Raw genomic sequence first — 20,990 nt, forward strand, 5'->3', positions numbered from 1 at the left:
GCCGGGGCCCTCACCCTCGACTAGGTCGCAGCCGGGACGACGGAGGTTGTCATCCCGTTCAAGGCGAGCTTGAGGATCGGTGCGATGGTGCCGCCGAAGCCGGCTCTGGCCTGCGCGGCCCCCGCAGATCGCAGATCCGTGCCCGGGCACGCTCGGTAGTTGGCGAAGCTGACCACGTGGAGGTCCGGCAGCACCAGCCAGGCGTAGGCCTGGTCCGGTTCGGCGTGGGGGTTCTGGAGTACGAGCCCGGACCCGTTGAGCGGCTCGTACGGTCCCGTCAGGCTCGGGGCGGCGAAGCCGTAGAGCCCCGTGGGCGCCGAGTCGGCCGGGTGGAAGGTGTGGCGCTGGGTGGAGAAGAACAGGTAGTACCGCGACTGGTGGACGATGACGTGGGGCCGTTCGAGCTCGTGGTTGACGCCCTCGGCCACGACGAGAGGGGGCAGCAGGGACCAGGCGCCGTCCCGCGTCTCGGCCAGGGCGATCGCGCCGCTGAACCGGTCGTCTTCCGCGACGGACGCGGCGATGAGCAGGTGGTCGCGCCCGTCGGCCGGGTCGCGGAACCAGCCGGGATCGCGAAATGCCCGGATGTGTCCCGGCGCCCCGGCGATCTCCTCGGCCGGCAGGTAGATGCGGCCGTCCGAGCGGAGGAGCTCACGGTGCTCGGCGCCGGGGTCCAGCAGGATCCGGCGGCCGTCGGCGACCAAGGCGGGGCGGGCCTCGACGACGCGCTGCCGGAACGTCGGAGGCGTTTCTCCCCGCCGCCCGGCGGCCGTGTAGAACACCGACACGGTGTCGTCAGGGCGGCGGACCGCCGACCCCGACCATTCGCGGCTGCCCGGCGAGGCGCCGTCGGCGAACGCGTGTCCCAGGTCCGCCCAGCTGTCGCCGTCCTTGGCGAGCAGACGGATGCGGGCCTGGTCGTGGCGCTCCTCGGGGTGGCCGACGATCGGAGCCGACAGCGCCATCCACAGCTCCTGGCCGCTGATCACGCAGGTCGAGCCGTCTTCCTCCTGGACGGGCCACAGGTCCCACAGGTCATGGTCCGGCAGGATACGAGGCATGGCCGCGGGGTCGATGACGGGTGCCGTGGTCGCGGTCGCGTCCACGAGCAGGTCCAGGTGCCGCCGTGTCCAGCGCGCCGGTCGGCCGGCGCTCATGCGGCTCCCTGCCCACGACGGTGACTGTCGGTGCATCTCGGCTGCGTGCCGGGATGCGGCGCAGCGTTCAGTCGCCCTTGTACGGGCATGCGTACAACCTTCCTTTCATCCGCGCTTCATCGACGTGCGGAGGCGCGCCCTTCCAGACGGCGCCCATGCCGATGCGGTGCCCGGGGGTGTCGGGTTCATCGCCGTCAGCCCTTCAAGGAGCCCTGGAGCAGGGCCTTGACGAAGTGCCGCTGGAAGATGAGGAAGATCACCAGCGTGGGGGTCAGGATCAGCAGCGACCCGGCGCACAGCAGTGGGATGTCGGTGCCCCACTGCCCCTGGAAGGCGCCCAGGGCACCGGACATGGTGCGCTTGGTCGGGTCGTCGACCAGGACGATGGCCAGCAGGAACTGGTTCCAGGTCCACAGGAACAGCAGGATGCCCAGGGACGAGATCGCCGGCATGGCCAGGGGGACGTGGATGCGCCGGAACAACTGCCAGACGTTGGCCCCGTCCATCCGCGCGCTCTCCGACAGCTCGCCGGGCATGTTGACGAAGTGCGCGCGCATCCAGAACACGGAGAACGGCATGAACAGGCCGATGAGCGGCAGGATGATCGCCCAGCGCGTGTTGAGGAGTCCCATGTCGCGGATCTGGTAGTACAGCGGCGTGATGATGCCCTCGAACGGGAGGGTCAGGCCGAGCACGAACAGCAGGAAGATCACCCGGCCGCCGATGACGCGCAGGTGACCGATGGCGAAGCCGGCCATCGTCGCCAGGACGATGGAGATCGGGACCACGCCCAGCACGATGAGGACGCTCGACTTCAGCAGCTCGCCCATGTTCGCGGCCTGGAAGGCGGCGAGGAAGTTGCCCCACTGCGGATCGGCCGGCCAGGCCAGCCCGGCCGGATAGGTGCCCGAGGGGTGCAGGGCGGTGACGAACAGGCTGAGGAACGGCAGGATGGTGATCGCCATCATGGCGATGAGCAGCAGCCTGCCGGTCCAGGACTCCCGCCACGAGGTGATCATCGGTTGCCCTCCTTGGTGAACCACTGGATGGGAAGGGCGCAGGCGATCACGAGGACCATGAGCACCATGGCCAGGGCCGAGGCCATGCCGACCTCGCGTTCGGAGAAGGCCAGGTAGTAGATCTGCAGGCCGGGCACCATGGTCGTGTTGCCGGGGCCGCCCTGGGTGGAGATGTAGATGATGTCGAAGCTGGCCAGGGCCGCGATCACGGTCACGGTGACGCAGACCGCGATCTCCTGCCGCAGGCTGGGGACGGTGATCGAGACGAATTCCCGCCACGGTCCGGCGCCGTCCAGCCGGGCGGCCTCGTACAGCGCCGGGTCGATCTTGCTCATGCCGGCCAGGAGCAGCAGCGTGCACAGGCCGAGGAGCACCCATGCGCCGATCATCCCGACCGCCGGCAGAGCGGTGGAGAAGTCGCCCAGCCAGGCCCGGGTGACCCCGCCGAGGCCGACGAGCGAGAGCAGTTGGTTGATCACTCCGGTGGAGGCCAGCAGCCAGCTCCAGGCGATGCCGGCGGCCACCAGCGGGATGACCTGCGGCAGGAAGAGAACGGTCCGCGCCACGAGCGCGAGCCGGCTTTCGGCGATGCGCCGGATCGTGGCGGCGATCGCCAGGCCCAGCACGACCGGGATCGCGCTGAAGAAGACGATGAGCTTGACGGCGTTGATCAGCGAGTCGTACAGGTCCGGGTCGGTGAAGACCTTCCCGAAGTTGGCCAGTCCCACCCAGGTGGACGGGCCGATGCCGTCCCACTCGTACAGCGAGTACTGGAACGTCAGGGCGATCGGGCGCAGGACGAAGACCGCGTAGAAAGCGAACGCCGGCGCGATGAACAGCCAGCCGACCAGGCCGCGCGCGTCGCGCAGCTTGGTCGCGGCCGGCCGCCGGTGCGCGGATCGGGCGCCGGCAGAACTCGTCACCACCTGCTTCAGTTCCCTTCGAGCTGGCCGGCGTAGTCGGCCTGGACCGTCTTCAGCAGTTCCTGCGGTTTCTGCTGCCCGGCCACCAGCTTCTGCAGCTGAGGTGTCCAGCTCTTGGCGTAGATGGCGCCGGTGGCGTTGGCGATGAAGTCCATCGCGCCGTTGTCCTTGGAGATGTCCGCTCCGGCCGCCAGCGTGGCGGCGGTGACCTTGTCCGCGGCCACCTCAGGCATGTACGCGTCGGCGGGACCCATCGGACGCGATCCGCCGACCTCGACGCCGACCTCGCGGGCCCGCTTGTCGGTGGCCACCCAGTTGAGGAAGAAGGCGGCGCAGCCGGCGTTCTTGGCGTTCGCGGCGATCCCGAAGGTGAGGGGCGCCGACATCGCGGCCCGCTTGCCGCCCTGCTGCGCCGGCGGCATCAGGGAGAACCCGGCGTTGCCCGGCATCTGCTTGTCGAGGTTGCCCGACTCCCAGTCGCCGTTGAACATGAACAGGCCCTGGCTGTCGATGAAGCGGCTCATCATCGTCGCGTAGTCGACCGCGTTGACGTCCTTCTGGAAATATCCTGCCTTGATCCACCGCTCCAGGTGCTGAGCGGCCTGCAGGTTCGACGGGGTGTTGATCGTGGCGCCGGGCTTCTGGAAGATCCAGTCGTTGATCGGGGCGGCCGGGCCGTAGGAGGCCATGAGGTCCTGCAGCGGGAACGCCAGGCCGCCGGTGGCCCCGCCGTTGAACTGCACGATGGGTGTGATGCCCGCGCTCTTGGCCTTGGCCAGCACCGCGTCGAGCTCGGCCAGTGTGGCGGGCGGCGCGGACATCCCGATCTGCGCGGCGAGCTTCTTGTTGTAGAAGAGGCCGGTCATGCTGAAGTTGAGGCCCAGGGCGTACAGTGAGCCCTCGCCGCGCGGGCGCCCGCCCGGGCCGAGGCGCAGCTGCTCGAGCTGGGAAGCCGGCCACTTGTCCCAGCCGAACGTCTTCGCGTAGCCGTCGAGGTTCTTCAGCAGGTTGTCCTTGACCAGCTCGGAGACCTGGGGAAGGCGCATCAGGTCGGGCGGGTTGTCCGCCAGCACGCGGGGGGCGTTCTGCGTGATCACCGCGAACTGGTCCTCGCGGATGTTCCACGTGACGTTCGGGTGCTGCTTGGTGAACTCGGTGGTCAGCGCCTTGGGGAGCGGGAAACCGGTCTCGAAGTAGCCGTTCATCGTGATCGGCGCAGTGCCGCAGGTGGGCGCCGCGGACGGGGGCGACGCGCTGGTGGCCGCGGGCTGCGGACTGTTGCTGCCAGGAGCCGCGCAGGCGGCGGCCAGCGTCCCCATGGCGATCACCAGCGCGGCCCCGGACCTGCCGGAGCGACCTCGACGAGCCATGTGCATCTCCTCTGTTGCCTGGGACAATCGGCACAGGCTGATGTCCCGACTCCGTTGCTAAATCGGGTTAGCGCCCGTTAGTCTCACGTTGCGTGTCGCACGATGTCAACCCCCCGTAACCCACTCTTGACGATCGGAGGTCCTGGGTGAGCCCACGACGGGTCACCTTGGCGGATGTGGCCAAGGCTGCCGGTGTCTCCCGCACGACCGCATCACTCGTCCTGTCCGGCCGCGGCCGTGAGCTGCGCATCTCTCAGGACGTCGAGCAGCGGGTGCTGAAAGCGGCCGACGAGTTGCAGTACCGGCCCAACATCGTCTCCGTGGGCCTGCGCACGGGCACCACCAGGACGATCGGCTTCGTCTCCGACACCATCGCCACCTCGCGGCTGGCCGGTGACATGATCAAGGGAGCGCTCGAGGCCGCCCGTGACCGCGGGTTCATGCTGTTCATCGGTGAGACCGAGGGCGACGCCGAGCTCGAAAGCCTCCTGCTGCAGGCCATGCATGACCGCCAGGTGGACGGGCTCATCCTGGCCTCGATGTTCACCAGGACCATCAAGGTGCCCAAGACCATCACGGCCGCGCCCGCCGTGCTGCTCAACGCGCTGCCCAAGCAGCCCACTCCCCTGCCCGCCGTCCTTCCCGACGAGGTCGAGGCCGGCCGCCGCGCCGCCCGCATCCTGCTCGAGGCCGGCCACCGCGACGGCATCTACCTGATCGGCGCCGGTCCGGGCCTGCGCGACGTGCCCGCGGAAAGCGTCGCGGCGGTGGAACGGCTCGTCGGCATCCGCGAAGCGCTCGGCGAGATGGGAGTCAAGGTGGCGGGCGCTCGTACCTGCCCCGACTGGCAGCCTGAATACGGCCTCGCCGCGACGCGCGACCTCCTGCGCACCGCTCAGCCACGCGCGCTGATCTGCTTCAACGACCGGATCGCCATGGGCGCCTACCAGGCACTCGACGATTTCGGGCTCAAGGTGCCCGCCGACGTCTCCGTCGTCTCCTTCGACGACCATCCCATCGCCTCATGGATGCGGCCCAAGCTGACCACCGTGGCACTGCCCCACTACGAGCTGGGACGCAAGGCCGTCGACGTGCTTTTTGCCGAGATCGACCGCGACCGCACGGACGCCGACCGGGTGGGCGAGGTGCACCGGGTACCGATGCCTGTCCGCAGCCGCGAGTCCGTCGCGCCGTCATCCCTCGGCTGACCGCCGCCAAGGAGGCAGGGCGGGCGTTGACACCCCAACGCGATCGAAACTAAGTTGGCCGAGAAAAGTGATCGATCACTTTTTGGTCGTCCAAGGGAGTGTTCATGCCTGCGTCTTCGTCCCCGGTTCGCGTCGCCGTCGTCGGCGCCGGGGGCATCGCGAGAATCAGCCACCTTCCCGCCCTGGCCGCGGCGGGCGACGCGGTACAGGTCGTGGCCGTGTGCGACGTCGACTCCGCCCGCGCGAACGAGCTGGCCGAAGCCCACGGCATCCCGGGGCGCTACACGGACCTGGCGGACATGCTGGCGCGGGAGAGTCCTGATCTGGTCGTCGTCGCGACACCGCCGGTAGCGCATCGGGAGGCGGTGATCGCCGGCCTGGACGCCGGCGCGTGGGTCTGGTGCGAGAAGCCGCCGACGTTGTCGCTGGCCGAGTACGACGAGATCACCGCCCACGAGAAGGACGGCGGCCCGTACGCCAGTTACGTCTTCCAGCACCGCTTCGGCAGCGCGGCGCAACGGCTGCGCCGGCACATCCGCGACGGCGAGCTGGGGGCGCCGCTCGTCGCCGTGTGCAACACCCTGTGGTACCGCGGCCACGACTACTTCGAGGTGCCGTGGCGTGGCAAGTGGGAGACCGAGGGCGGCGGCCCGACCATGGGCCACGGCATCCACCAGATGGATCTCCTGCTCAGCCTGCTCGGCGACTGGCACGAGGTGCACGCCGTGGCGGCGACGCTCGGCCGCCGGGTCGAGACCGAGGACGTGTCGTTCGCGATCGTCCGGTTCGCCTCCGGCGCCGTCGGCTCGATCGTGAACAGCGTCCTGTCTCCCCGCGAGACGAGCTACCTGCGCTTCGACTTCCCCGACGCCACCGTCGAGGTCGAGCACCTCTACGGCTACGACAACTCCCACTGGCGCTGGACCGCCGCGCCGCACGTCACCGACCAGGACAGGATCGCCGGCTGGTCACCGGCCGAGAACACCGGCAGCTCCCACCGCGCCCAGCTCGCCGCGCTGCTGACCGCCATGACGGCCGGCGAACGGCCCCCGGCGAGCGGCGCCGACGGCAGGCGCGTCATGGAGCTGATCACGGCCATGTACCAGTCGGCCATCACGGGGCGTCCCGTCACCCGGGCCGAGCTCGACGGGACGAACCCCTTCTACCACTCCCTCAACGGCGGCGACCTGCCGACCACCCTCAGCCGCCTGCACTCCAAGGAGATCCGCCATGCCTGAAACGAAGCTCAGCGTCCGCGACGAGGACCGGTCCCTGATCGTCACCGCCGGCGACGTGGACATCGCACAGTACGTCTACCAGCCGGACGCCCCCGACGCCGAGGCGCCCAAGCCGTACCTCCACCCCATCCGCAGCCTCACCGGCGCCCCCATGTCGGTCTACCGCCCGTGGGACCACCGCTGGCACAAGGGCCTGCAGATGACCTGGGCCCACCTGTCCGGTCAGAACTTCTGGGGCGGCCCCACGTTCTCGGTGGAGAAGGGCTACCACTGGCGCGACAATCTCGGCCACATGCACCACGTCGACTTCACCGGCGTCTCAGCCGACGGGGAGCGGGTGGCGATCGACGAGACCCTGCACTGGGTCTCGTCAGCGGGCGAGCACTGGATCACCGAGCAGCGCCACCTGGCCTTCCACGGCGTGGACGCCGGGCGCGGCATCTGGGCGCTGGACTTCTCGACGAAGCTGCTCAACGTCCGCGGCGCCGTTCTGGAGTTCGGCAGCCCCACCACCCACGGCCGCCCGCTGGCCGGGTACGCGGGCTTCTTCTGGCGTGGCCCCCGGTCCTGGACGGGCGGGACGATCATCGCCGCCGGTGGGAAGGGCGGCGAGGAGATGATGGGCGCCGAGGCGCCCTGGCTCGCCATCACCGGCCGGCACGACGAGATCGACGGCGGCGGCACCGTATTGGCCGTCGCCGGCCACTCCAGCGCTCCGGTGCCGATCAAGTGGTTCGTCCGCAAGGAGGCGTTCGCCGTGATCAGCCCCTCCCCCTCCTTCGACGAGGAGATCGCACTGGCCGACGGCGACACTCTCGAACTGACGCACCGCTACGTCTTCGTCGACCGCGTCTGCGAGCGCGCCGAACTCGACGACCTCGGCGCGGAGTTCGCCCTCGACTGATCAGCCGAGAACGACCGTGGTCAGGGCGCGCGGCAGGAGCGTGACCGCCCCGCCCTCCACGGGGATGGATCCGAGTGACTCGTCCTCGTTGGTCAGGTAGGCCGCGACCTCGCCGCCCACTCCCTCCCAGGTGACGGGGGCCATGCCGGTGTTGAGGACCTCGACGACGCGGGAGCCGTCGGGGTTGCGGAACGCCGACACCTTCAGGGCAGGCTTCGTGACAGCCGCATCGAGTCTGACCGCGCCCGGCCTGACGAACCGGCTGTAGGCGGCCAGCGCCCAGAGCCGCTTGGAGACCCGGTAGCTCTTGGCCGCCTCGTCGATCAGCAGCAACGCCCTGGTGGTTCCCGTGGAAGCGCCCAGCCAGTACAGATAGCCGGAGACGCCGCCGAGAGTCAGCGCGTCGTGTACGGCCAGGGCGATCGTGAAGCCGTCGGAGCCGCTGCCGTCGTACCAGTTCTCGTTCCAGCAGGTGCCGTTGGGATGCCACTCCGACATCCACGTCGGCCGTTCCGTCGGCAGCGGGGAGTCCACGGGGGTGGCGTAGCTGTGCCCGCTGTGGACCTTCACCCAGCGACGGGCCTCGGCGTCGGCCTCGATCGCGGCCGTGTACGCCCTGGCCTCCGTCCAGCCGACCGACTCGCAGCACACCAGCCGCACGCCCGAGGCGATGGGGCCGAGCACCTTGACGAACTGAGCGGCCTCCTCAGGGCTGAAGCGCATGGAGGCGTGCGGGGCCGTCCAGTCGGGCTCGTTCGCGAACCCCAGGTCGGTGATCTGGATGCCTTCCCGCGCGTAGAACCTCGTGTACTGCACCAGGTAATCCGCGTAGGCCTGGTGCCACTCCGGCTTCAGCCGGCCGCCGTTCCTGTCCTCGCCGGTGTCCTTCATGTAGCCGGGCGCGCTCCAGGGGACGGCGAAGAAGCGCCGCACGCCGTACTCCTGCGCGGCCTTGGCCATCCACACCTGGCTGTTGTCGTCGCCGTCCCACACGTACGCGGGCGGCGCGTCCGGGCCGCCGGGGTCTGCGGGCTGGATCGACACCATCTGGTCGTACGGGCTGTCCGCCGGGCCCGAGCCGATGCCGAGGCGCAGGATGCTCAGCCCGGCTCCCTTGTCGCGGCTGAACCACAGGTCGAGGATCTCCCGCTGCTTGTCCTCCGGGAGAGCCCTGATCAGTTCGTTCCGCCGGAACGCCGTGGAGACCCCGAACCCGTCGATGGTCTGATGCCGGACTCGATCGTCGATCGCGATCGCCGGTGGATCGACTGACCGGGGCTCGTTCATCACTGGAACTCCGAGCATGTGACTGCGCCAACCTGGTTGGCAACCATCCTGCCCGAACCCTTGATCCGGCGCCTTGACGGCTTGCCCGTTCGCCGCTCGCCTCGCGCTGGACTCCGCGGTCACGACGCATATTAGTGATCGATCACTTTCACGTCAACGCTAGGCTGTCCCGCAAGGAGCGAGGAAAGGGGGTCCCTTGGGCGAGTCCGAGACGCCGCGCGTCACGATCCACGAGGTGGCCCGGCGTGCAGGCGTTTCTCACCAGACGGTTTCCCGATACTTCCGCCACAACGAAGGCCTGAAGCCGGAGACCCGCAGGAAGATCGACCTGGTCGTCCAGGAGCTCAACTACCGGCCCAACCTGGTCGCGCGTTCCATGCGCACGCGGCGCACCAACCGGCTGGCGATCGCCCTCCCCGCCTCCACCTATCTGTGGCCCGTACGCCTGCTCAGCGCCGCCTCCACGACCGCGCGCGCGGAAGGCTTCCAACTGGAGGTCGTCAGCATGGAGGGCGACCCCCGCGCCAGGGCGGAGCGAATCCTGGAACTCGCGGGCTCGGGACAGGTCGAGGGCATCCTGTCCTTGACGCCCCTCGAGATCGGCCCCGCGGCGTCGCCGGTCCCCATCGTCGTCACGGGTGACTACGACGACAACCTTCGCAGCGTCAACGAACTCGCGGACGCCTCTCCCATCCGTGAGATCATCGAATACCTCGCATCACTGGGTCACAAGATCTTCTTCCACATCGCGGGCACGCAGAGTTTCGCCTCCGCCCGCAATCGCAAACTGCTCTACGAGCAGACGATCAAGCACCACGGGCTCACGTCGTACGGCATCGCCCTCGGGGACTGGAGCCCCCAGTCCGGCTACGACGCCGTCCGGGGCCTGCCCGAAAAAAGCGGCGTGACCGCCATCGTCGCCGCGAACGACCATGTGGCCATGGGGGCCGTACGAGGTGCGCTCTCGCGAGGCTGGCGCGTTCCCGATGACGTCAGCGTGTTCGGCTGGGACGACGAGGAATTGGGGCGCTTCGCCACACCCTCGCTCTCCACGGTGGCCGTCGATCGCGAAGTCCAGGGGCGGGAAGCCATGGCCAAGCTCATCGCGGAAGTCCGGGGCCGGCCGACGCCGGAATCCCCCTCGCGATCGATCAATCGGGTGATCGTGCGCGAGACGGTGGGTCCACCGCCGTCCGCCTGAGACTGCTCGCGGACGCCCTTCGCCACCGACCTGCTGCGCCACGGCGTCGTCGTACAGGGACCGGCGCCCGGGCGGCGCCGAGCGTCACAGGAGGGCTTCGGCGGTGATGGGGAGTTCGCGGATGCGGCGGCCGGTGGCGTGGAAGACGGCGTTCGCGATGGCGGGCGCCACGCCGACGATCACGACCTCGCCCAGGCCTTTGACGCCGATGGGGTCGGCGGTGCGGTCGTCGCCGCCCAGGTAGATGGCGTTGACGTCGGGGACGTCGGCGTTGACGGGAACGAGGTAGTCGGCCAGGTTCGCGTTGACGATGCGGCCGTCGCGGGGGTCGGTGACGGTGTGTTCCAGCAGGGCCATGCCGATGCCGCCGACCATGCCGCCGATCGCCTGGCTTTCGGCGAGCTTGGGGTTGATGATGCGGCCCGCGTCGTACACGCCGAGCACCCGCCGGATGCGTACCAGGCCGAGGCGTTCGTCCACGGCGACCTGGGCGAACACCGCGCCGTAGGCGTGCGTGGAGAACCGCTCGACCTCGTCGCCAGGGGCGTAGCCGCCGCGTGCCTCCAGGTGGGGCCGGTTGGTGCGGGCCAGCAACTGCCGGTAGGTCTCGCCGCGTCCGGGGTCGTCGCGCAGGTGCAGGCGGCCGTTCTGGACGACGACGTCGTCGGCGGAGGCGCCGTGCAGAGGCGAGCCGGAATCCTCGACGGCGAGCCGGACGGCCTGCCGGCGGAGCTTGTCGCAGGTGTCCTGGACGGCGGAGCCGACGCTGGCCATGGTCATGGAGCCTCCGTGAGGCGGGGCCGGCGGCATGGTCGAGTCGCCGAGCTGGAACCGCACGCCGGCGATCGGGAGGCCGAGCGCGTCGGCGGCGACCTGGGTCATCGAGGTGTAGGTGCCCGGCCCCATGTCGGAGGTCGCGCACTGGACGATCGCGGTGCCGTCGGCCTGGAGTCTGGCCAGAGCCTGGGCCGGGGCGCGCTGGGTGTGATAGGTGGCCACGGCGACGCCGGTGCCGAGCAGCCAGTTCCCGTCGCGGGCCGAGCGCGGCTTGCGGTCGCGTTCGTCCCAGCCGACGGTACGGGAGCCGACGCGGAAACATTCGCGCAGCCGCCGGGTGGAGAACGGCACCCCGGTGCCCGGATCCCGGTCGGGTTCGTTGCGCAGGCGCAGCTCGATCGGGTCCATGCCCAGGTCGTGGGCGAGCTCGTCCATCGCGCATTCGATGGCGAACGCGGCGGTGGCCGACCCGGGGCCGCGCATGTAGGTGGGGGTGTTGATGTCCAGCGGTATCGACCGGTACGTCTGCCGGACGTGGGGCGTGGCGTACAGCATCTGCCCCAGGCCGGTCAGCGCCTCACGGTAGTCCTCGTAGGCGGAGGTCTCGGCGCGGATGTCGTGCACGGCCGCGGTGAGCCGACCGCCCTGATCGGCACCGAGGGTGAGCTTGTACTCGGTGACGGGGCGATGACCCGTCCCGGTGTACAGCTGCTTGCGCGTCAGCACGACCTTCACCGGGCGCCGCACCTCGCGGGCGGCCAGCGCGGCGATGGTGACGTGCGGCCAGGCCCGCAGCGCGCTGCCGAAAGCGCCGCCGACGAACGGCGAGATGACCCGGACCGACTGCTCCGGGATGCCGAACACGCCGGCGAGGTCTGCCTGGGTGTTGAGGACGATCTGGGTCTTGTCCCACAGGGTGAGCCGGTCGCCGTCCCAGCGCGCGATGGTGGCGTGCGGCTCCATCGGATTGTGGTGCTCACGGTTGAGCCGGTAGGTCCGTTCCAGTCGGGTGTGCGCCTGCGGCAGCGCCTGGTCGACGTTGCCCCGCTGGTAGTTTTCGGGCTGGTTGGGCGAGCCGGCCGGGGTGTCCAGGTCGGTCGCGGGCCGCTCGCCGTCGTAGCCGACCCGCACCAGGCTCGCCGCGTGCTGGGCGATCTCCAGGGTTTCGGCCACCACGACCGCGACCGGCTGGCCGAAGAAGCGGACCCGGTCGTCCTGGAAGACCCGCAGGCGCTCACCCCGGGCCGGGTCGGGTATGCCGTGGAAGGGCCGGTAGGGCAGTTTGGGCGCGTTCAGGTGGCTGATCGCCGTGAGCACGCCGGGCTGGGCCAGGGCTGCTCGGGTGTCGACCGCGGTGATCCGTCCCCGGCCGACGGTGCTGGTGACGATCACGCCGTGCACGACGCCGGGAACGTCGTGCTCGGCCGCGTACGTGGCCTGGCCGGTCACCTTCAGCCGTCCGTCCACCCTCGACACCGGCGTGCCCGCCGCGGGCCGTGTCATCGCGTGCCTCCCACAGTGCGCAGTTGACGTTCGACGGTGCGTTTGAGCAGTTCCGCCTTGAAGCCGTTGTGGCGGAGCGGACGGGCGCCGTCCGCGGCGACCTCGGCCGCCTGCGCCCACAGCCGCTCCGAAGGACGGGCACCGGCCAGCCGCCGCTCCACCGCCGTCAGCCGCCACGGCACCGTCCCCACTCCGCCGGCGGCGACCCGGGCGTCGCGGATGACTCCGCCGCCGATGTCCAGGACGACCGCCGCGGAGGTGAGCGCGAACTCGTACGACTGCCGGTCGCGGACCTTCAGGTAGCCCGATCGCAGGGATCGTGGATGCGGCGGGATCTCCACCGCGGTGATCAGCTCGCCGGGTCGCAGGTCGTGCTCGCGGTCGGGTGTGTCGCCCGGCCGCAGCAGGAACTCGGTCAAGGGAAGGCTGCGTTCGCCGTCCGGGCCCAGCAGGTGCACGATCGCGTCCAGCGCTGTCAGCGCCACGGCCAGATCGGACGGATGGGTCGCCACACACCCATCCGACGTGCCCAGGATCGCGTGCGAGCGGTTGTAGCCCTCCAGGGCGGCGCACCCGGATCCGCGTTGCCGCTTGTTGCAGGCGGCACTGACGTCGCGGAAGTAGCCGCAGCGGGTTCGCTGCAGGAGGTTGCCACCGATGGTGGCCATGTTCCGCAGCTGCGCCGACGCGCTCAGCTCCAGCGCCTGCTCCACCACCGGGTAGGCGGTGCGCACCCGTGGATGCGCGGCGACGTCGGACATCCGCGCCAGCGAGCCGATCCGCAGCCCGCCGCGCGCGGTGGCCTGCACGTCGCGCAGCGGCAGGCCGCTGATGTCCACCAGCGTGCCGGGACGTTCCACCGTCTCGCGCATCAGGTCGACCAGCGTCGTGCCGCCGGCGATGTAGCGGCCGCCGCGCGCTCCGGCGGCGAGCGCGGCGCGGGTGTCGGCGGGCTTGGTGTAGGCGAAGGGGTACATGTCAGCTCCTGCCCCTGCGCGCGGCCTGCGCGACCGCGTTGACGATCTTGACGTAGCAGCCGCAGCGGCAGATGTTGCCGCTCATCCACTCCCGGATCTCCTCGCGGGAGCCGGTGTGGCCCTCGCGGATGCAGGCGACGCCGGACATGATCTGGCCTGGGGTGCAGTAGCCGCACTGGAAGGCGTCCTGTTCGATGAACGCCCGCTGCAACGGGTGCAGCTCGTCGTCGTCGGAGGCCAGGCCCTCGATCGTGGTGACCTCGGCGCCCTGGCACCGTACGGCCAGTGTCAGGCACGCGTTGACCCGCCGGCCGTCCACCAGCACCGTGCACGCGCCGCACGCGCCCTGGTCGCAGCCCTTCTTGGTGCCCGTCAGGGCGAGCCGCTCGCGCAGCAGATCCAGCAGCGACGTCCGGTGGTCCACCGTCACCTGGTGGCGCCGCCCGTTGACCGTCACCGACAGCGCGCTGCTGTGGCCGCCGGCCGCCACGGCCCGCCCGATCGACGCGCCGGCCGGATCCGCGGCGATCACGGACGGAAGGGCGCCGGCCACCACACCGCCGGCAGCTGTCGCCGACAGGAAGCCCCGCCGGGACAACGGCGACGACGCCTGCTCATCGCGGTGGACTTCGCCAGGGACCTGGTCAGACATGAACTCACTTCTCCTTCGATCAGCGCCGGAAAGGGCAGGAGCCGGCACGGGCGCCGCCGCCGCAAGGTGCGGATCCGCGCCGGTGCGGGATCAGCGCGGAGACAAAGCCCTTCGCCGCAGGTGCCGGTTCACGGCTGCAGGAGGGTTTTGATGGCGCGGCGTTCGTCCATCGCCTTGTATCCCTCGGCCGCCTGCTCCAGGGGCAGGGTGAGGTCGAAGACCTTGCCCGGGTTGATCTTCCGGTTCCAGATCAGGTCGATCAGCTCGGGCAGGTACTCCCGGACCGGGGCTGGGCCGCCGTGCAGGTGAACCTGGGAGAAGAACAGTTCGTCACCGGCGAGGGCGACGTCGTGGTTGACGCCGACGAAACCGACGTGGCCGCCGGGCCGGGTGGAGCGGACGGCCTGGAGCATCGATTCCTGGGTGCCGACCGCCTCGACGACCGAGTGCGCGCCGAGGCCGCCGGTCAGCTCCTTGATCTTCTCGACGCCCTCGTCGCCGCGCTCGGTGACGATGTCGGTGGCGCCGAATTCCAGGGCGAGCTTCTGCCGCGCGTCGTGGCGGCTCATCGCGATCACCCGTTCCGCACCGAGCTGCTTGGCGGCCAGGACGGCGAGCAGGCCGACCGCGCCGTCCCCTACGACCGCGACCGTCTTGCCGGGTCCGGCCTGGGCGGCCACCGCACCGAACCAGCCGGTGCCCAGCACGTCGGAGGCGGCGAGGAGGCCAGGGATGAGATCGGCGTCGGGCATGCCCGGGGTGGCGACGAGCGTGCCGTCGGCGTTCGGGATCAGGGCACGCTCGGCCTGTGTGCCGACCGCGTTCATGAACACCCGGTGAACGCAGGAGGACGGGTAACCGGAGCGGCAGATCTCGCAGGTGCCGTCGGAGGAGACGAACGAGCCGACGACGAACTGGCCGGGCTTGACGTTCTTCACCTCGCTGCCGACCTCCTCGACGACACCCACGTACTCATGGCCCATGGGAGTCGGGCTCTCGATCGGATCGATGCCGCGGTAGGGCCACAGATCCGACCCGCAGACGCAGGCCGCGGACAGCCGGATGATCGCGTCGGTCGGGGCGAGGATCTTGGGGTCCTCACGCTGCTCCACCCGGACGTCGCCGGGGGCGTGCATCACTACTCCACGCATATCAGGTACTCCTCTGGTGGGTGTTCTCTCAGCGGCCTACCTGTCTCTATCAGCAATAGATCCGCTACTTTCGGCGACCATACGCCCCGGCAGCCGCAGTTCCCCCGGGCCGGGGCAGGTCGCGACTACCAGTAAAAGCGCTGGTCAGACAGGGAGGAAGGCACTGGCGAAAGGTGTAATGGCAGGGCACCCCAGCGTTACGGAAGGCGGCCTAGCCTGGGGAGGGTGAACAACCGCAGCCAGGTCCGCGAGTTCCTGACCTCCCGGCGGGCCAAGATCAGCCCGCAACAGGCCGGGCTGCCCTCCTACGGCACCCGCCGGGTCCCCGGACTGCGCCGTGCCGAGGTCGCCCAGCTGGCCGGAGTGAGCGTGGAGTACTACTCCCGCCTGGAACGCGGCGACCTGTCAGGGGTCTCCGACCACGTCCTGGACGCCCTGGCCCGGGCGCTGCGGCTGAACGACGCCGAACGGACCCACCTGGAGGATCTTGCCCGCGCTGCGGGCCCCGGCCCGCGACGGCGCCGACGCCCTGCCCCCGACCAGGTACGGCCCTCGGTGCAGCGGCTCCTGGACGCCATGACCGGCGCCCCGGCCTTCGTCATGAACGGCCGCGGCGACGTCCTGGCGTACAACGTCCTCGGCCGCGCCCTGTACGCGCCCATGATCGAGGCCGCCCGTGGCGCCATCCCCAACCATGCCCGGTTCATCTTCCTCGACCCCCGCTCCCACCAGTTCTGGGGCGATTGGGACCGCGCCGCCCACGACACCGTCGCTCTCCTGCAAGCCCAGGCCGGCCGGGACCCCTACGACAAGGACCTCACCGACCTCATCGGCGAACTGTCCACCCGCAGTGACGACTTCCGCACCCGCTGGGCCCGGCACGACGTCCGCCAGCACCACCAGGGCGCCAAACCCTTCCACCACCCCGTCGTCGGAGACCTCCACCTCACCTACGAGTCCCTGGATCTGACCGCTGACGGCCTCACCCTGGTGGCCTACGGCACCGAACCCGGCAGCGACTCCGAAGACAAACTCCGCCTCCTCGCCAGCTGGGCCACCACACCCGACCACGACACTGCCCCCCACACGCCGGACGCAGCCGACACACCCGGCGGCGTCTCATAAGCCCCAGAGGCCCCGTACCGTGGTCTCCCGGTGTGGTCCCCTCCAAGGCGTTGGTGTCCACGACGGCGGTCGTGTCGAGGCTGACCGTCATGCTGCCCAGGAAGGCTGTCACCAGGACCGCGGCGATCCGCAGGGTGTAGCTGCGGATCTTGCCGTTGCTCTGGAGCGGATGTGATCGATAACGCACGGGTCCGTCCAGCGCTCCTTCTTCAGAGGACTGGTGTGGTGCAGCGGAGCGTATATGACCCCGTCACCGCCTGACGAGCCACGCTGAAACTTTCAGCGAGCCTTGACATTCCGGCAGGCGCACCCGTACATCGTGTGTGTTACCGATAACGCATCTCATGCGACTGCCCCTCCCCTCGACGTGCGCCGACATCGGATCGGCAGAGAGAGTTGCACGATGCCAAGACGTAGACCCTTATTGACCGCCTTAGCGGTCGTGGCGCTTGTCGTCCTGGTGGCCACAAGCGGCCCGGCGCTGAGCGCCAGTCTCGGCTCGACCACGGTCAGCGCCTTTGCGGCCTCTGCGGGATGCGGCAAGGCGCCAGGGCTGGCAAGTGGTACGCGTTCAATTCAGACCAGCGGCAAGAATCGCAGCTACATTCTGAAGATCCCCGACAACTACGACGTGAACCACCCCTACCGGCTGGTCTTCGGGTTCCACTGGCTGGGTGGCACCGCTACCGATGTGGCAACAGGCCAGACCGTGCAGCGGGACGTCTGGGCCTACTACGGGCTCCTGCGCCTGGCGAACAACAGCACGATCTTCGTCGCGCCCCAGGGCTTCAACAACGGCTGGGGCAATTCCAACGGTGAGGATCTGACCTTCGTCGACGACATGGTCAGGCAGATCGAGGGAGCTCTCTGCGTCGACACCACGCAGCTGTTCGCCACGGGTTTCAGCTACGGCGGCGCCATGTCGTACGCACTCGCGTGCGCCCGGGCGAACGTCTTCCGCGCGGTCGCGGTCCAGTCCGGCGGCCAGCTCAGCGGGTGCAGCGGCGGCACCCAGCCCATCGCCTACATGGGGATCCACGGCATCAGGGACAACGTGCTCAACATCTCCGGCGGACGGTCCCTTCGTGACCGGTTCGTCAGGAACAACGGCTGCACCACCCAGAGCCCTCCCGAGCCGGCGCAGGGCAGTCTGACTCACAGAATCACCACCTACTCCGGGTGCTCGGCGGGCCATCCGGTCGTATGGGCCGCGTTCGACGAAGGTCACATCGCCGCGCCGCAGGACAATGCCGGCGGCGACAGCGGATCGAGGACCTGGGTCCCGGCAGAGGTGTGGAAGTTCTTCACCCAGTTCCAGAGCGGCCCGTCGCCGACACCGACTCCGGTCCCTGGGGCGTGTTCGGCGACGATCGAGACGGTCAACAGCTGGGAGGGCGGCTTCCAGTCGACGGTGACGGTCCGTGCGGGCAGTGCGCCGGTCGACGGCTGGACCGTGAAGTGGACCTGGCCCGGTGGGCAGAGCGTCAGCAGCCTGTGGAACGGCACGCAGAGCGTCTCCGGCTCCGCCGTGACGGTCCGTAACGCCTCCTACAACGGCTCCATCGCCGCGGGCGCGTCCGCCACCTTCGGCTTCACCGCCAACGGCACCGCGGCCACTCCCACCGCCACCTGCACCAGCCCCTGACCTCGTTCGTCCGGCAATCCGCTCGTCATCTTCAGGAGGGTCCTTGCGTAAGGTGGGAATTCTTCTCGCCGCCGGCATTCTCGTAGGCGGTCTGATCGCCCTGGAAGAGCAGGCCGGCGCCCTGGACAACGGGGTCGCCCGCACACCCCCCATGGGCTGGAACAGCTGGAACACCTTCGGCTGCGACATCAACGAGACGCTGATCAAGCAGATGGCCGACGCCATCGTCAGCTCCGGCCTGCGCGACCTCGGCTACAAGTACGTCGTGGTCGACGACTGCTGGTTCAACCCCACCCGCGACTCCGCGGGGAACCTGCAGGGCAATCCGTCGCGGTTCCCCGGCGGGATGAAGGCCCTCGGCGACTACCTGCACGCCAAGGGGCTGAAATTCGGCATCTACCAGGTGCCCGTGGACAAGACCTGCGCCCAGTACTTCGGCGGCTACCCGGGCGCCACCGGAAGCCAGGGACACGAGGTCCAGGACGCCAGGCAGTTCGCCGCCTGGGGCGTGGACTACCTGAAGTACGACTGGTGCTCACCCAACGGCACCATCGACGACCAGGTCCGTACGTTCGCGAAAATGCGTGACGCGCTGGCGGCGACCGGGCGGCCGATCGTCTACAGCATCAACCCGAACAGCATCCACGCCAAAACCGGGCCCCAGCGCAACTGGGGCGATGTCGCCAACATGTGGCGGACGACCGAGGACATCACCAACAAGTGGAACACCGGCCAGACGAACGGATACCCGATGGGCATCCAGAACATCGTCAACGTCACCGTCCCGCTCGCGTCGTACGCCAAGCCGGGCGCGTTCAACGACCCCGACATGATGGAGATCGGCCGGGGCGGCATGACCGACACCGAGATGCGCAGCCACTTCGCTCTCTGGTCGATCATGGCCTCGCCCCTCATCGCCGGGAACGACCTGCGCACCATGGACTCGGCGACGACGACCATCCTGAAGAACCAGAACCTGATCGCCATCAACCAGGACCCGCTCGGCCTGCAGGCACGTGAGGTCAGCAACGACGGAACCCGGCGCGTGCTGGCCAAGAAGCTCAGCAACGGCGACGTCGCGGTCGCGCTGTTCAACCAGGGCGGCAGTACGACCACGATCAGCACCACCGCGTCCGCGATCGGCCTGGCGGGCGATTCGTTCACCCTGCGCGACGCGTGGACGAACACCGTCAGCGGCAGCACCGGCGCCATCTCGGCCGGCGTGCCGTCGCACGGCACCGCCGTGTACCGGGTCAGCGGCGGCACCCCGTCGTCGCCGACGCCCACGCCGAGCGGTTGCACGGCGACGTACCGGCTGGTCAACGAGTGGGGCACCGGCTTCCAGAGCGAGGTGACCGTCAGCAACAACGGGTCGTCCGCGCTCAATGGCTGGACGGTGCAGATGACGCTGGCCGGTGGACAGACCGTCACCAGCCTGTGGAACGGCGTGAACACCGGCACCAGCGGCGCGGTCACCGTCAAGAACGCCTCCTACAACGGCACCATCGCCGGCAACGGGGCGACGACGTTCGGCTTCACCGCCAACGGCGACGGCTCGACCGCCCCCACCGGCGTCACCTGCACGACTCCGTAGCCGAGCACCGGGTGGCCGTTGCTCCACGCCACCTTGCCGCGCACTCCGGTGGCCCGCCAGAGACGACCGATTATCGCGATCCGATCTCCGGCACCGCAGGCAACGATCACGTGTCCAGATCCAGCTCGGCCGCCCAGCTCATCGATTCATCATGCGGAGGGTTCCAGCTGCTCGCGGACGAACTGCAGCGTCAGTTCGTGCAGCCGGGTGCGGTGGGGAACGGTGCTCCATCCGTGGTCGGCTCCGGGGACGACTTCCAGTTCGGCGTTGCCGCCGTAGTGGTCGAGATAGCGGCGGGCGTAGGCGACAGGGGCGATGTCGTCCTTGTCGCCATGGATGATGCGCACCGGCCCGGCATAACCGCAGGACCGGCCATAGACGTCGAGCCCGGCGATGTCGTCGACGAGGGCGGGGCTCATGCGGTGGCCGTCGGCGTCGAAATAGCCCTTCTCCCTGATCTCGGCGGCGATGTCGCGGCCCTTGAGCTGGCCCGAGCCCACTTCGAAGGGGGCTACGGCGGCCGGAGACCACAGGCACGCAGCCCGGATTCCCGGTTCTTCGGCGGCGACGACGCCCGCGACGACGCCGCCCATGCTCATCCCGACCAGGGCCACACGCTCGGGATCGGCGAAGTCGAAGCCACGGACGGCCTGCACCACCGACCGGGTTTCGGCTATTTCGCTGGTGATGGTGACGTCGAAGAAATCGCCGTCGCTTTCCCCGTGCCCGGACAGGTCGAACCGGACCGACGCGATACCGATGCCCTCCAGCAGCCGTGCCATGAGGACGAAGGAACGGTTCTCCATGCGGTTGTTGGAGAACCCGTGGACGAACACCACCGTGGGCCGACGGGCCGTGGCGTCGTCCTCGGGGATGTGCACGCTGGAGCGCAGGGTCAGCCCTCGGTGCTGGAAGTCGTGGTGGTGGATCATCAGGCCGCCTTTCCGGATGCGCATGCGAAAACGTGACGCCTCGGGTCGGTGGGCAGGTGAACGGCGGCGGTGGTGTTCGGGGGCACCACCACCACGACCAGGGTCACCTGCCCACCGCTACGTCTCCAGCTGACCTCGCCCGGCCGTAAGGGGCGATGAGACCGGCGTGGGCATGGTTGAGGCGGTGCCGAAGGCGGCCCTGACCTGCTCGGCCAGTTCCCGGTAGCGCGCGGCGCCGTCGGCGCGGCCGAGCAGCTCGGCGGTCTCGCCGGCCAGTGCCGCGATCTGGTCCACCCGGACGCTCATGCTCGGTGCGCTGGTAGATCG

19 protein-coding genes are annotated in these 20,990 nt (G+C 69.5%); 7 read left to right on the plus strand and 12 right to left on the minus strand.

The features are described from left to right. Window positions 1-20: 20 nt before the first annotated feature. From ACIBI9_RS19905 to ACIBI9_RS19920, 4 genes are all read right to left on the minus strand, one after another. The gene (locus ACIBI9_RS19905; RefSeq protein ID WP_397223608.1) at window positions 21-1,157 is read right to left on the minus strand and encodes a glycoside hydrolase family 68 protein; all 1,137 of its coding nucleotides are present in this window, start codon (window positions 1,155-1,157) and stop codon (window positions 21-23) included. A gap of 194 nt (window positions 1,158-1,351) precedes the next feature. Continuing rightward, window positions 1,352-2,176, minus strand: coding sequence for a carbohydrate ABC transporter permease (locus ACIBI9_RS19910; RefSeq protein ID WP_397223609.1), 825 nt, complete (start codon window positions 2,174-2,176; stop codon window positions 1,352-1,354). Next, a complete protein-coding gene (locus tag ACIBI9_RS19915) occupies window positions 2,173-3,099 on the minus strand; it encodes a carbohydrate ABC transporter permease (protein ID WP_397223610.1) in 927 nt (308 codons plus the stop codon). The genes ACIBI9_RS19910 and ACIBI9_RS19915 overlap by 4 nt, the downstream gene beginning before the upstream one ends. A gap of 8 nt (window positions 3,100-3,107) precedes the next feature. Beyond that, the gene (locus tag ACIBI9_RS19920) at window positions 3,108-4,469 is read right to left on the minus strand and encodes an ABC transporter substrate-binding protein (protein WP_397223611.1); all 1,362 of its coding nucleotides are present in this window, start codon (window positions 4,467-4,469) and stop codon (window positions 3,108-3,110) included. 146 nt (window positions 4,470-4,615) lie between these two features. Here ACIBI9_RS19920 and ACIBI9_RS19925 point away from each other — a divergent pair, with 146 nt between their 5' ends. The 3 genes from ACIBI9_RS19925 to ACIBI9_RS19935 all read left to right on the plus strand — a co-directional run bounded on the left by ACIBI9_RS19925 (window position 4,616) and on the right by ACIBI9_RS19935 (window position 7,819). Then, window positions 4,616-5,677, plus strand: coding sequence for a LacI family DNA-binding transcriptional regulator (locus ACIBI9_RS19925; RefSeq protein WP_397223612.1), 1,062 nt, complete (start codon window positions 4,616-4,618; stop codon window positions 5,675-5,677). Between the two features lie 104 nt (window positions 5,678-5,781). After that, complete coding sequence (locus ACIBI9_RS19930; protein WP_397223613.1) at window positions 5,782-6,915, plus strand: Gfo/Idh/MocA family protein; 1,134 nt, start codon at window positions 5,782-5,784, stop codon at window positions 6,913-6,915. Further along, window positions 6,908-7,819, plus strand: a complete 912-nt coding sequence (locus ACIBI9_RS19935) for a PmoA family protein (RefSeq protein WP_397223614.1) — start codon at window positions 6,908-6,910, stop codon at window positions 7,817-7,819. The genes ACIBI9_RS19930 and ACIBI9_RS19935 overlap by 8 nt, the downstream gene beginning before the upstream one ends. Here ACIBI9_RS19935 and ACIBI9_RS19940 read toward each other — a convergent pair whose 3' ends face one another. After that, complete coding sequence (locus tag ACIBI9_RS19940; protein WP_397223615.1) at window positions 7,820-9,106, minus strand: glycoside hydrolase; 1,287 nt, start codon at window positions 9,104-9,106, stop codon at window positions 7,820-7,822. 196 nt (window positions 9,107-9,302) lie between these two features. Here ACIBI9_RS19940 and ACIBI9_RS19945 point away from each other — a divergent pair, with 196 nt between their 5' ends. After that, window positions 9,303-10,307 (plus strand): LacI family DNA-binding transcriptional regulator, encoded by a 1,005-nt coding sequence (locus ACIBI9_RS19945; RefSeq protein WP_397223616.1) that lies wholly within the window; start codon window positions 9,303-9,305, stop codon window positions 10,305-10,307. Window positions 10,308-10,391: 84 nt separating this feature from the next. On the opposite strand, the gene ACIBI9_RS19950 is transcribed toward ACIBI9_RS19945, so the two are convergent. The 4 genes from ACIBI9_RS19950 to ACIBI9_RS19965 form a co-directional block, all read right to left on the minus strand. Next, complete coding sequence (locus ACIBI9_RS19950) at window positions 10,392-12,587, minus strand: xanthine dehydrogenase family protein molybdopterin-binding subunit (protein ID WP_397223617.1); 2,196 nt, start codon at window positions 12,585-12,587, stop codon at window positions 10,392-10,394. Beyond that, on the minus strand, window positions 12,584-13,564 hold the full coding sequence (locus tag ACIBI9_RS19955) for an FAD binding domain-containing protein (RefSeq protein ID WP_397223618.1): 981 nt from the start codon (window positions 13,562-13,564) through the stop codon (window positions 12,584-12,586). The genes ACIBI9_RS19950 and ACIBI9_RS19955 overlap by 4 nt, the downstream gene beginning before the upstream one ends. A 1-nt stretch (window position 13,565) precedes the next feature. Further along, entirely contained in the window at window positions 13,566-14,066 is a 501-nt protein-coding gene (locus ACIBI9_RS19960; protein WP_397223791.1) for a (2Fe-2S)-binding protein, read from the minus strand. Window positions 14,067-14,344: 278 nt separating this feature from the next. Beyond that, the gene (locus ACIBI9_RS19965) at window positions 14,345-15,367 is read right to left on the minus strand and encodes a zinc-dependent alcohol dehydrogenase family protein (RefSeq protein ID WP_397223619.1); all 1,023 of its coding nucleotides are present in this window, start codon (window positions 15,365-15,367) and stop codon (window positions 14,345-14,347) included. Between the two features lie 225 nt (window positions 15,368-15,592). On the opposite strand from ACIBI9_RS19965, the gene ACIBI9_RS19970 reads away from it, so the two are divergent. The 3 genes from ACIBI9_RS19970 (at window position 15,593) to ACIBI9_RS19980 (ending at window position 19,731) form a co-directional block, all read left to right on the plus strand. After that, window positions 15,593-16,492 (plus strand): helix-turn-helix transcriptional regulator, encoded by a 900-nt coding sequence (locus ACIBI9_RS19970; RefSeq protein WP_397223620.1) that lies wholly within the window; start codon window positions 15,593-15,595, stop codon window positions 16,490-16,492. Between the two features lie 442 nt (window positions 16,493-16,934). After that, a complete protein-coding gene (locus tag ACIBI9_RS19975; RefSeq protein ID WP_397223621.1) occupies window positions 16,935-18,137 on the plus strand; it encodes a cellulose binding domain-containing protein in 1,203 nt (400 codons plus the stop codon). A 52-nt stretch (window positions 18,138-18,189) separates the two neighbouring features. Next, window positions 18,190-19,731: a cellulose binding domain-containing protein gene (locus ACIBI9_RS19980; RefSeq protein ID WP_397223792.1), complete on the plus strand. Its 1,542-nt coding sequence runs from the start codon at window positions 18,190-18,192 to the stop codon at window positions 19,729-19,731. 149 nt (window positions 19,732-19,880) lie between these two features. On the opposite strand, the gene ACIBI9_RS19985 is transcribed toward ACIBI9_RS19980, so the two are convergent. From ACIBI9_RS19985 to ACIBI9_RS19995, 3 genes are read right to left on the minus strand one after another with little or no spacing between them, the layout of a single operon-like run. Further along, on the minus strand, window positions 19,881-20,687 hold the full coding sequence (locus ACIBI9_RS19985) for an alpha/beta hydrolase family protein (RefSeq protein WP_397223622.1): 807 nt from the start codon (window positions 20,685-20,687) through the stop codon (window positions 19,881-19,883). Next, window positions 20,663-20,770 (minus strand): hypothetical protein, encoded by a 108-nt coding sequence (locus ACIBI9_RS19990; RefSeq protein WP_397223623.1) that lies wholly within the window; start codon window positions 20,768-20,770, stop codon window positions 20,663-20,665. Before ACIBI9_RS19990 ends, ACIBI9_RS19985 begins: the two co-directional genes overlap by 25 nt. A 10-nt stretch (window positions 20,771-20,780) precedes the next feature. Next, window positions 20,781-20,969, minus strand: a complete 189-nt coding sequence (locus ACIBI9_RS19995) for a hypothetical protein (protein WP_397223624.1) — start codon at window positions 20,967-20,969, stop codon at window positions 20,781-20,783. Window positions 20,970-20,990: the final 21 nt, after the last annotated feature.

The organism is Nonomuraea sp. NPDC050451, assembly GCF_044458585.1.